Raw genomic sequence first — 11,870 nt, forward strand, 5'->3', positions numbered from 1 at the left:
GTTGACCTCGTGCTAGTCTCATTGCTTAGGGTGGGGAATAAAAGGCACACCACCAATAAATATTTTTAAAGCTTGCCAGTAAATTAAGCTCACTATTTTGATAGCGGAAAATGGCAAACTAAACCATGTTTTTATCATCGCCAAGCTACTCATAGGCTGCTTAGTTAACGCCATGGTGGCATCGAATACCTTAGCTGCCTGTGGCGATTTATCTAAGTTCTCCAAATGAACAAATAACTTGTCACTCGGTGGCTTCACTCGCCATTTGTAATACATATCCAGTGGCATAAAAGGCGATACGTGAAAGTCTTTCTGCGTTAACTGTGGCTGTTCAACATCCACCAAATAGTAGTGTTTTTCATGCCACGGCGTATTGCTCACTTCAGCTAACATCAACGGACAACTGCCATCGTCGTTAAAGCAGAAAAAGAAGTTCACCGGACTAAAATACATCCCTAAACTACGACATTGCACCAGCATCATCACTTGATTGCCTTGCCAGTCGCCGCCTAACTTAGCGACTTTCGAAGCAATACGTTGCTTGAGATTGCCCGGTTCACTTTTTATGTAATCTTTTTCGCAAAAACGCACCGGATTAAACCAACGGGTGCCAAATAAGAAGTGCTTTTTGGTGACTTGTTCTATTGCATCGGGATTAAGGCCAAACATCGAGAAAGAATAACTAAAGGCGCGAGCAACAGGGCTAAACCTGCGATGGCGCACATTGCCTGTGTAGATACCGCTTTCTTGAATAATTGGCCGCTGAATCATTACAGTGTTATCCCAAAACGTTTGGCAACATCGACAGCACTTTTAACACCGTCTTCGTGGAAGCCGTTATACCAATATGCCCCGACAAAATGGGTGTTGTTTTGACCGCAAATCAGCGAACGCTGACGCTGCGCCGCCATGCTTTTACTGTTGAACACAGGATGGTGATAAACGTACTGTTCAATGATCTTTTCAGGATCAATCAATTGAGTCTGATTGAGCGTGACACAAAAGGTCGTTTCACTTTCAATCCCCTGTAGAATATTCATATTGTAGGTGACGGTTGCAGGCTGAGTTTGCGTACCTGATTCGGCCAGTAAATAGTTCCAGCTTGCCCATGCTAAGCGGCGCTTAGGCAGTAGATTGGTGTCGTGATGTAACACAACCTCATTGCGACTATAAGGAATATCCCCTAATACTGCAGTTTCACTTGGTGTTGGGTTGTGAAGCAATGACAATGCTTGATCTGAATGACAAGCAAATACCACTTCATCGAATCGCTGCTCACTGCCGTCTTCGAAGACCAAGACAATGCCATCACTATCACGCGACACATGTTTTAGTTGGCTATTGAGAAAAATGCGCTCACTAAAATTTGCTGTCATCGCAGGAATATAACTACGAGAGCCGCCTTTAATGACATACCATTGTGGCCTGTCAGAGACATTCAATAAGCCGTGGTTATAGAAAAATTGAATGAAAAATTTAAGCTCAAAATCGCGCATTTCTTTGAGCGATGTTGACCAAATCGCCGCCCCCATTGGCAAAATGTAATGCTGCGCAAAAAAATCTGAAAACCGATAAGAATCTAGAAAATCACCAAGGGTTAACGTGGTATCGATATTGCCCTCAGAATAGAGCTTTTTACACTGTTTATTAAAGCGCAGAATCTCACTGATCAAGCGCCAGAATTTAGGACGAAAGATATTGCGACGTTGGGCAAACAAGGTATTGAGATCATGACCGTTATATTCCATGCCAGTACGCTGATTATGTACGCTAAAACTCATTTCTGTCGCTTGTAACTCAACACCTAATTGGTCGAGTAACTTTAAGAAATTTGGGTATGTTGTATCATTACAAACAATAAACCCAGTATCGATAACATAATCGCGGCCGTTGTGAGCAATGTCTTTGGTGGCGGTATGACCGCCGATGTAATCGTTTTTCTCAAATACGCTAACTTCATGCTCACGACTTAATAAGTGAGCGGTTGTTAGGCCGGCGATACCACTGCCAATGATGGCAATTTTCTTCATGATGTTTTCCTAATTAAATTGCGAACGGCGAATGCGCGCCACCAGCTAAACGGCAACCTTGCTAGCATCGATAAAACCAAGGTAAAGAATGATGGGAAATTGATTGTGTGACGCCTTTTGCTAAGCCCATGATAAATCGCTTTTGCTGCATCTTCACTACTAATACGCCCCGGCATCGGAAAATCGTTTTTATCCGTCAGCGGCGTTTCAACAAACCCAGGGTTTATCAAGCTGACATCGATGTGATGAGGCGCTAAATCAATACTCAAGGTTTTAGCCATATAACTAAGTGCTGCTTTAGACGCGCCATAAGCTTGCGCTCGAGGTAGTGGCAAAAAAGACGCACTCGAGCTAGTAAAGGCTAACTGACCACCTTGTTTTACTTTACATAGCCAATGATTGAGACAATACGCTACTGTCATGAGATTAGTATTAATCACTCGTTGAAATAACGCCGCATCAAAATGAATAGGATCGTCCACATATTCACAACTGCCAGCGTTTAATAGCATAACATCAAGCTCGGGTAAGTGAGCCGCTGCATTAATCACCGCCTGTTCATCACACAAATCAGCCACCAGCGGTGTTACATTAGCATATTGAGAAACTAACTCATTGAGAGCCTGTTCATTGCGCCCACCAGCAATCACGTGCCAGCCATGTTCGCTGTAATGTTGCGCGAGAGACTTTCCAATGCCGGATGATGCGCCTGTGATCAAAATAGTTTTCATTGGCTAGCTCGCTTTTTAATAAATCGTACACCAGCCCCCAACAGCGGTATATGTTCGTAAAGCATGGCGCCAACATCGAGATAGTCACGATGATAGATAACCTTATCGTCTTTGCCTTTAAGGTGACTGTGCCCTTCAACCTTTATTGGCTTAGCGCCATTGAGCTTTGCATGAACAAAAGTCATGTGCCAATAAATACAGGCCTCATCCTCTGCAGCAAAGTGGTGAGTAATCACAAAATCACAGCTTGAGAGATTGGTGTATAACCCTTGAAAGTATGCAAGTAGATTAGATAGCCCGTCGACGCGGTGGAGTGGATCTTGAAAGGTCACCTCGGTGTGGTAAATGTTGAGAATATTATCAACATTATCAACTGCTAAGTTTTGATAAGTATCGATAAATTGCTGTAACCATTGGGGGGTTCCATTATCCACAACTGACTCCTAGCAGGCTTTATAGGTTTCTAGCGCTCTTAACCGCGCGGTTTTATGATCGACAATCGCAGGCCAATAATTATCTTGCTGCTGCGATTGAGCTAAATATTCGTGAGGAAAGTGAATTTTTTTCGCCGGAATATCTTTAAGCTCTGGCACATACATACGGATAAAATCGCCGTCGGGATCAAACTTCTCACTTTGAGCAATCGGATTAAAGATACGAAAGTACGGCTGCGCATCACAACCTGTGCTAGCCGCCCACTGCCAGCCGCCATTATTAGCTGCCAAATCGCCATCGATAAGATGTTGCATGAAAAACTGCTCTCCCCAGCGCCAATCGATAAGTAAGTGTTTAGTCAGAAAGCTTGCCACTATCATCCGCAAGCGATTGTGCATCCAGCCTGTTTGCACCAGTTGGCGCATTGCAGCATCCACAATGGGATAACCGGTTTTACCGTTGCACCACGCCTTAAATTCATCAGGATCATTGCGCCAGTTTAGGCCATCGTATTTAGTTTGAAAGTTGTTACCCTTACACAGCTCGGGAAAATGAAATATCAAATGACGATAAAAATCGCGCCACACTAATTCGTTTAACCACGCAAAGCTGTCACTTTTGGCATCTTCTAGCACCATAGGCACGTGATAGAGCAGCTGATTAACAACTTCTTTGCCACTGATTGCACCAATAGCTAGATACGGCGATAATCGGCTGGTGCCATTGATAGCAGGAAAGTCTCGCTTGGCGTGATATTGCAGATGCTGTTGTTTGAAAAAACCTATTAATCCCTGACTGCGAATTTGCCAAGCAGACGGCCATTTATGCAACTTGTCAGCAAGCGACTTGCTAATAGCAGGTGCCTTATAGTGATTTATTCTACGCTCAGCAACAGCTTGTGGCGCGCTGTAAGGAACATAAGACTGGCGCTTAGCCTGTCTGAGCCACGCCATTTTAAAGGGCGTGAATACCTTGTACATTTCACCACTGCCAGTCAGCACTTGGCCTTTCGGCACTATCACGTCTGACTCGTATAACGATAGCGGTATGCCTTGCGCTATTAGCTTGTTATCGCGATTAATTTCATTGATTTCAGGTTCGCTATTGGCAAACACACGCGTGATACCATGTAGTTGGCAGTAACGCGTTAAGACATCGATTTGACCATTAAAATCGTGCGCTTCAATAACGTCTAATTCGATACCTAAAACAGCCAATTCTTGGCTTAAGGCTTCAAGGTGCTGCTGCACAAAAGCGATTTTTATCTCACTCCAGTGATGCTGTTGCCATTGGCGGTCTGTTAATAAAAAAAGCGCTTTGCAAGGACCATGACTCATGGCGTCGCATAGCGCTAGATTGTCCACAGCGCGTAAATCGCTGCGAAACCACATTAAATGCATTGTTTAATATCCGTATCTTAGGCGTAAATCTTCTGGATAAGGTGCAAGGTACACTTGCGACGCCAAGTATTGTTGATCATCAAATTGACGTAAATAATGATTAATCAAAGTTAATGGCACTAGTAACGGTGTTAGGCCTGTGCGATAAGCTTCAATTTGCTCCACCAATTCTTGTTTCTGAGTTTTATCCAATAGCTTTTTAAAATAGCCTTGTAAGTGGAACAGGGTATTAGCATGCGACTTGCGGGTCGCTAAATTGCTAAGGGCCTCCATTAAACCACTGATATATTGATGTGCTAATTCTTCTAATGGCAATTCGCTTTGCCCTAGCAAACGGCCTAAATCTTTGTAACTCACCAAGTTGTGACTCATCACTAAATATTTATGCTTGCTGTGAAATTGAATCAGCTTGTGTTTAGTCAGGCCACTGGCGATCATTTCTTGCCACGCTTTGTAGGTAAATACACGTAAAATGAAATTTTCACGCAGTTTAGCATCGTTTAAGCGGCCATTTTCTTCACAAGGAATAAGCGGATTGTTTTCCATGACAGCGCGGGCGAAAACGCCACGACCGTCGTGTTTCGCGCCAAGACCGTGTTCGTAATAAACCTTTACGCGCTCCATGCCACAACTGGGGCTTTTCTGACAAAAGATAAAGCCACTTAAATGATCAAGTTGACCGGATTTTTTCTGACTAAAGGCTTCGAGTTTGTCGGTAACATCACCAGAAAAGTCTGCCTGACACACGCGAATTTCTTCACCCACCATCACCTGACGGATGGGTTTGCGCGGCAAACTCATACCTATCGCTAGTTCCGGGCAAATGGGCTCGTAGTCAACGTGTTCAGACAACTTGTCCATCACGAAATCCGAGCGTTTATGCCCAGTATCAAAACGTACTTTTTCACCTGTAACACAGGCGCTAATACCAATGAGTGGTTTATCAGACATAACAGCCTCCCTACTAATATAAATAGCTACCGATTGGATTAAACAACTTACTAAAGCCCTCTTTAAACTGCATGGCGTCGTCAAGTACCGCATAACACAAACATCCGTCAGTGGTACGCGGGCTATGAGTATGGGATTTATCGAGCCAAATAAAATCACCGGCGTGATAGGTGCCCATATCATCTTCAAATGAACCGTCTAGGAGTAGTGTTAGCTCAAACCCTTTATGGGTATGCAGTGGCACGGTGCCGCCGGGAGCAATATCGAGTAAGCTACTGCGAATTGGCTCTTCATCGAGTTCAACGCGAGCACGACTCACATCGCCCAGCTTGCTCCACTTTTTAAGGGTTACACTGGCTAAAGCGCGCGGAAGTTGAACCGTGTCATAACTCAGCTCAATCGATTTATTTTCAAATGGCACTAACAGTGATGGCGTATCATCTTTGGTAATATCGTCAATCATCGATAGCCAATCCATGTTTTCAGTACAATCTGCCACTTCTTGATTGCTGCTATCTTCATCGAATACAGCTTGTGCCTGCGTTGCTGTCAACGCGTCAACTTTTTGTTGGCAATGTGGACACATTTCATTGTGTGCAGCCACTGCAATAGATAATGACGCAGTTAACTCACCTTGTGCAAAGGCTTTCAATAATGCGTCGCTAGGATGATGCTTTATCATAATTTGCCTCCCATTTTCTGTTTGAGTTTGCCAAGCGCCAAGCGCAGTCTTGATTTAACCGTTCCAACCGGAACGCCAAGTTGTTTCGCTAACTCTTCTTGGGAAAGGTGCTGAAAATACACACCGCGGATAACCTGTTGTTGTGCATCAGGTAACAATGATAGATAACGCCTAATTTCTTTTTGCATCAAGTGGTCGTCATATTCGCCTTCTTCTACAGCTTGCGCCTCGACAAGTGGCCAAATATCATCAGATAACATTTCTTCGCGATTCGATTGCACCTTGCGCAACATATCGAAACTGGCATTACGCATGATGGTGTAAACCCAAGTGGTCACAGCGCCTTTATCTGCATTAAAATAATGCGCTTTCTTCCACACATTACTCATGGTTTCTTGCAGCAGTTCTTGCGCATTTGATTGCGTGTTGAGGTGAGAGACACCGTAACGAAGAATCTTAGGAGCAAACCAAGAAAACAGCTGCGAAAATGCTTTTTTATCTCGTTCGTTCGCGACTGCTATTAACCAACCCAGCAACTGCTCGGTATTTTGCTCTTGCTTCATCGTATTGGTATTCCCATGATTTTTAATTCCTTGCACAGCCTGTGATGAATCTATCATGTTAAACCCAATTCAATTGAATATTAATGGCTTATACGGACTATTTTTTGAAAAGGATCAATTTATTTTTTATTTTCTGTTTCAACACCTTGCTCCCTTTCCCCTTGTACCAGAGTTTTTAGAAATGCTTGGCACTGAGTGAGATCTTGTTGAAAAACGAGTTGTTGTTTCTTGCTGTTAGACAATGGCAATAGTTCGATATAACGAGCGCACACCCAAGCCAAGTTGTTATATTCCCCCGCTGGAAAGTAGCTTTGTAGCTCTTGGTGATTGGTTATTAAGTTTTCCAATGGCCCCGCCAACGTTGCGTCGTATTGCGCTTTTTCTTGTCCTGACCAATGCTCGATACCTGTTGCATCGGCGCGATGCAAACCATCATCATCTTGAGAAAAGTTACTCAGACTAACCATGCTTTGCGCCTGAACTTTTATTCCTAGCATGCCATCGTCTAGTGTTTCGAAATCGATAATTTTCACCACGGTGCCGTAGTCACTGCTGGTAAAAGGCTTATCAATATCATAATGGCTCATCACAAAGCCCTGCCCCAAACTGGCTTCACTCACCAAACGAATATAGCGCGGTTCAAAAATTCGCAGCTCAGTGACACCGCCAATCAAGATACAGACTGGAAGTGGAAACACTGGAATAGATGTTATTTGTATTGACATAAATTTAGCTGCTGTTGTTAACTATCAATTGGCTATACGCAGTAAACATCGATTTAGATCCCTCTGATCTAAATTTCTTACAAGGACGTATTACATAGCATGTCTGACTTACTTGATTCGATTTGGCAGATATGAGGAGGAATTACTATGAATATTTTGATTACTGGCGGTACAGGCCTTATCGGCCGTTCATTTATCCATGCACTAACTCCAGACGCACAAGTCATACTGCTAACTCGCTCGGTCCCCAAAGCACAATCAATGTTTAAAGAACGTCCGGTGTTGTGCGTTGAAAGTCTCGATGACGTCGATTTCAACAATATTGATGCCATTATCAATTTGGCTGGAGAGTCTATCGGAGATCGCCGTTGGAGTGAGAGTCAGAAGGAGAAGATTTGCCAAAGTCGTTGGCAAATGACGAGCCAATTAAATCAAGCTATCAACAGTGCCGAGCAAAAACCTCAGCTACTCATTTCTGGCAGCGCCATTGGCTATTACGGCCGTCAGGGCAATCAAATCATCAACGAAGATTATCAGCAATTTCACGATGAATTTACCCATCAGGTGTGTGCCAAATGGGAAGAGCTCGCTTTTGAAAATTTAAAACACGACATGCGCGTTTGTGTGTTGCGAACAGGCGTGGTGTTGAGCCGAGAAGGTGGCGCACTACCTAAAATGGCACAGCCCTTTAAATTAGGTGTTGGCGCGGTTATTGGTGATGGTCAGCAAGTATTATCGTGGATCCATATCGACGATATGGTGGCCATAATTTTGGCGCTGTTAAATGAGAACTACTCTGGAGTGATTCACGCCACAGCTCCCGGCGCGGTGACCAATCAGCAGTTTTCTAACGCCTTAGCTAAAACCTTACATCGCCCGTGCTGGTTTAAATTACCTAACTTTGTGATGAAATTAATGATGGGAGAGCAAGCAGACTTAGTAATTTATGGCCAACGAGTATTGCCGCATAAACTAATCACACAAGGTTTTGAATTCCAGTACCCCGAAATAGGCGAGGCACTGGCTGATATTTATAGCTAGACCTAGCTCTCTGCGCCAAATTGCTTGGCGCGAGTTACGCGGTTTTCAACATCATTATCAAGTTGCCAACCGCCTAAATGATTGTCCAGTAACGCTGTTAGTGCATCGATATGCGACTGGTCACTGTTTAACGCTTCGATATATTCAAAACGCTCACCACCCGCTTCTAAGAAGTAGTCACGATTTTCTTCGCCAATCTCTTCAATAGTTTCTAAGCAATCGGCGCTAAAGCCCGGACAGACCACTTGCAGTGACTTAACACCCTGACTTGGCAACTCCTGTAGCGTGTGATCGGTATATGGCTTGAGCCACTCTTCGCGTCCAAAACGCGATTGGAAGGTGGTCATGTACTCTTCCTGATTTAGACCGAGCTTTTCCGCCACCAAACGCGAGGTTTTATAACACTCACAATGATACATGTCGCCATTAGTGAGGTAGCGTTTTGGAATGCCGTGGTAAGACAACACCAGCTTATCGGCGCGGCCGTGCTTGTCCCAATGTTGTTGAATCTTGTCAGCCAACGCATCGATATACGGCGTAAAATCGTGATAATTCTTAATAAAGCGCAGCTCGGGAATGGCGCGTCTTTTGGTTAATGCTTTTGACACAGCATCGAATGTCGAGGCGGTTGTTGTCGCGCTGTATTGCGGATATAGCGGCAGAACAACGAGCTTCGTCACACCTTGTTTAAGCATGCTGTCGATCATCGAATCAACCGATGGATTGCCATAGCGCATCGCAAATTCAACCACCACATCTTCACCGTACTTTTCAGTAAGCGCTGCGCGAACTTTCTCAGTCTTTCGCTTGGTGTGAATGAGTAACGGGGAGCCCTCTTCTGTCCACACCGTCTTATAAGCCGCGGCTGAACGGCTTGGTCTAAAGGTCAAAATAATCAGATTAAGCACAAACCACCAAATAACACGGGGCACTTCCACCACGCGAGGATCTGACAAGAACTCTTTTAAATAACGGCGAAGCGCACCAGTAGTTGGCGCATCTGGCGTCCCTAAATTAGTCAACAGTACGCCAATTTTTGCTTTTTTAGCGTGAGTAAAATCCGTGTTATTAATGTATTTCATCGATATTCAACAACGTCAATTAAGTGCGCTTATTTAAGAAATAAACCGCGATGGTTAAAAACAGAATACTTGGCAACACAGCACCAAAAACCGCAGGCACTTGGTACACCAAACTAATAGGGCCAAAGGCGGCATTACTCAGATGGAAAGCAAAACCAGTGATAACCCCCATCACCAAACGCGCCCCCATACTTACACTGCGCAGCGGGCCAAAAACAAACGACAATGCCAACAGCATCATTACCGCAACGGTTAGAGGCTGCATAATCTTGCGCCATAGCGCCAAGTCATAAACTGAAGTTTCTTGTTTATTGGCTTCAAGGTAATCAAGATAATCTGTTAATCCTTGAATAGATAAGGACTCTGGTTTTACTGTAACAACGCCTAACTTGTCTGGCGTTAAACTCGACGTCCAAGGCAACATTTCGGTATTAGTTACCGAGGTCGACACAGCGTTGTACTCGGTTTGATGCACATCTTGCAGCACCCAGTGATCTTTCTCAAAAGTAGCAACAGCGGCTTTGGTGATTTTTTGCAGCGTTTTATTGTCGTCAAACTGATAAATTGAAACCTTGTTTAATAGTCCAGTTTCAATAACCTTGCTTACGTGGACAAAGTTTGGACCATCTTTAGCCCATAATCCGCGCTCACTCTTTATTAGACTACCGCCGGAAATTTCTTGGGTCCGTTTGTTAACCGCTTCCCGCTCTGCCCAAGGTGCGCCCCATTCTCCCAGCATCATCACTAGAATCATCAGTGGAATAGCAGTTTTCATCACCGAAATAATAACTTGTAATTTAGAGATGCCTGCCGCTTGTATGACCACAAGTTCACTGTTGCTTGCCATCATGCCAAGGCCAATTAGTGCCCCAAGCAATGCCGCCATCGGAAAGAAGATTTCGATATCTCGTGGCACCATATACAACACGTAAATTGCCGCATCAAACATCGAATAACTGCCTTGCCCCACCGATTTTAACTGCTCGACAAATTTTAGCATCGAGCTAAGTCCGACTAGGATCAGCAAACAGAAAGCCATGGTCGTTGCGATGTTTTTCGCAATATATCTATCTAAGATATTCATTAGGCATGCGCTCCCTTGTTCTTATTACGAGAAAGCATCATGCGTACATAAACCCCTAATTCACGCTCTTTCATTAACAAGGCTAAGCCCAGCACAAAGGCTGATATGTGGATCCACCACAAGCCAAATTCCATTGGAATAACTTCGTCTTCTAGCGCACTACGCCCCGCCATAAGCATCACGTAATAACCGAGGAATAACATTATCGCTGGGAATAATTTAGCGAATTTACCCTGACGCGGATTCACTCGTGCCAGCGGCACCGCAATCAGCGTAAGCATAGGGACAGTCAACGGAATAGCAATGCGCCAATGAACTTCCGCCATCGAATCAACATCGCCATTTTCAATCAATTGCATCAGCGGAATAGCACTTAATTTACGGCGGCGCTGCTCTACTTCCTGCTCTTTGATTTGCATTTGATATTCAGAAAATTCAATCTGTGTTCCGGCAGCTTCACCGGCGACACCTTGATAACGACGACCGTCATTAAGTTGTAATTGCTCAGAGCCAGAGGCTTCTTCTAGCACGTTACCTTGAGTGGCTATAACCACACTAGACTCTTGTACAACGTCTTCTTCGCTTGGCATCTGTGCTACAAAAACATGATTGAGCTGTCCGTCATCTATGGATTCGACGTAAATCACTGCTTTTTTGTTAGAGGAATACTGGAAACGCCCCGGCGCCAATGAGGAAATCCCCGCCTGAGCTTGCGACTCTTCAACCACCTGATATTCTTTTTCTTGAGCCCAAGGGCCGAGCCAAATACTGTTGAGGCCCGCAACGCACATCATAATAAACGCCAATACCAAAGTAACACGTGTAACATACCATTCGCTGATACCTGTGGCGTGCATCACCGTCATTTCACTGTCGGCATACATGCGAGAATGCGCCATGAGAATGCCTAAGAACAAACTCAGTGGCAGAATGAGACCGGCTAATTTGGGCAGATTAAGCGCAATTAATGTCGCTACGAGTTCGCCCGGGAGATCACCATCAACAGCATCAGCTAATGTACGTACGAACTTATTGCTAATAAAGATCGCCATAAGTACAAATAAAACGGCCATTTGTGACTTTAATGCTTCTCGAATCAAATAACTAAAAATAATCAAATGTGTTTTCCGTCACTAAACTTACAAT

At 44.2% G+C, this 11,870-nt stretch carries 13 protein-coding genes; 1 reads left to right on the forward strand and 12 read right to left on the reverse strand.

Features of this window, described 5'->3' with window-relative positions:
- Positions 1–18: 18 nt before the first annotated feature.
- The 9 genes from MHM98_RS08490 to MHM98_RS08530 all read right to left on the reverse strand — a co-directional run bounded on the left by MHM98_RS08490 (position 19) and on the right by MHM98_RS08530 (position 7,517).
- Positions 19–771, reverse strand: coding sequence for a DUF1365 domain-containing protein (locus MHM98_RS08490; protein ID WP_239438821.1), 753 nt, complete (start codon positions 769–771; stop codon positions 19–21).
- A complete protein-coding gene (locus tag MHM98_RS08495; RefSeq protein WP_239438822.1) occupies positions 771–2,030 on the reverse strand; it encodes an FAD-dependent oxidoreductase in 1,260 nt (419 codons plus the stop codon). The genes MHM98_RS08490 and MHM98_RS08495 overlap by 1 nt, the downstream gene beginning before the upstream one ends.
- Positions 2,027–2,761: an SDR family NAD(P)-dependent oxidoreductase gene (locus MHM98_RS08500; RefSeq protein WP_239438823.1), complete on the reverse strand. Its 735-nt coding sequence runs from the start codon at positions 2,759–2,761 to the stop codon at positions 2,027–2,029. Before MHM98_RS08500 ends, MHM98_RS08495 begins: the two co-directional genes overlap by 4 nt.
- Positions 2,758–3,195: a nuclear transport factor 2 family protein gene (locus tag MHM98_RS08505; RefSeq protein ID WP_239438824.1), complete on the reverse strand. Its 438-nt coding sequence runs from the start codon at positions 3,193–3,195 to the stop codon at positions 2,758–2,760. Before MHM98_RS08505 ends, MHM98_RS08500 begins: the two co-directional genes overlap by 4 nt.
- A gap of 9 nt (positions 3,196–3,204) precedes the next feature.
- Positions 3,205–4,596: a deoxyribodipyrimidine photo-lyase gene (phrB, locus tag MHM98_RS08510; protein WP_239438825.1), complete on the reverse strand. Its 1,392-nt coding sequence runs from the start codon at positions 4,594–4,596 to the stop codon at positions 3,205–3,207.
- 3 nt (positions 4,597–4,599) lie between these two features.
- Entirely contained in the window at positions 4,600–5,547 is a 948-nt protein-coding gene (locus tag MHM98_RS08515) for a DUF523 and DUF1722 domain-containing protein (protein ID WP_239438826.1), read from the reverse strand.
- Between the two features lie 13 nt (positions 5,548–5,560).
- On the reverse strand, positions 5,561–6,229 hold the full coding sequence (locus tag MHM98_RS08520; protein WP_239438827.1) for a ChrR family anti-sigma-E factor: 669 nt from the start codon (positions 6,227–6,229) through the stop codon (positions 5,561–5,563).
- Positions 6,226–6,849 carry a sigma-70 family RNA polymerase sigma factor gene (locus MHM98_RS08525; RefSeq protein ID WP_239438828.1) on the reverse strand — a complete coding sequence of 208 codons (624 nt, stop codon included), beginning with the start codon at positions 6,847–6,849 and terminating at the stop codon, positions 6,226–6,228. The genes MHM98_RS08520 and MHM98_RS08525 overlap by 4 nt, the downstream gene beginning before the upstream one ends.
- 62 nt (positions 6,850–6,911) lie before the next feature.
- The gene (locus MHM98_RS08530) at positions 6,912–7,517 is read right to left on the reverse strand and encodes an LON peptidase substrate-binding domain-containing protein (protein ID WP_239438829.1); all 606 of its coding nucleotides are present in this window, start codon (positions 7,515–7,517) and stop codon (positions 6,912–6,914) included.
- A gap of 147 nt (positions 7,518–7,664) precedes the next feature.
- Between MHM98_RS08530 and MHM98_RS08535 the strand changes: the two genes are divergently transcribed.
- Positions 7,665–8,558 (forward strand): TIGR01777 family oxidoreductase, encoded by an 894-nt coding sequence (locus MHM98_RS08535; RefSeq protein ID WP_239438830.1) that lies wholly within the window; start codon positions 7,665–7,667, stop codon positions 8,556–8,558.
- Positions 8,559–8,560: 2 nt separating this feature from the next.
- Here the strand turns inward: MHM98_RS08535 and hemH are convergent, their stop codons facing one another.
- Genes hemH through lptF form a run of 3 tightly spaced genes read right to left on the reverse strand, consistent with a single transcriptional unit; the run spans position 8,561 to position 11,842 of the window.
- Positions 8,561–9,640, reverse strand: coding sequence for a ferrochelatase (gene hemH, locus MHM98_RS08540; RefSeq protein ID WP_239438831.1), 1,080 nt, complete (start codon positions 9,638–9,640; stop codon positions 8,561–8,563).
- Between the two features lie 19 nt (positions 9,641–9,659).
- The gene (gene lptG / locus MHM98_RS08545) at positions 9,660–10,724 is read right to left on the reverse strand and encodes an LPS export ABC transporter permease LptG (RefSeq protein ID WP_239438832.1); all 1,065 of its coding nucleotides are present in this window, start codon (positions 10,722–10,724) and stop codon (positions 9,660–9,662) included.
- Positions 10,724–11,842: an LPS export ABC transporter permease LptF gene (gene lptF / locus MHM98_RS08550; RefSeq protein ID WP_239438833.1), complete on the reverse strand. Its 1,119-nt coding sequence runs from the start codon at positions 11,840–11,842 to the stop codon at positions 10,724–10,726. The genes lptG and lptF overlap by 1 nt, the downstream gene beginning before the upstream one ends.
- Positions 11,843–11,870: the final 28 nt, after the last annotated feature.

The sequence above is a fragment of the Psychrobium sp. MM17-31 genome, assembly GCF_022347785.1.
Classification (GTDB): Bacteria; Pseudomonadota; Gammaproteobacteria; order Enterobacterales; family Psychrobiaceae; genus Psychrobium.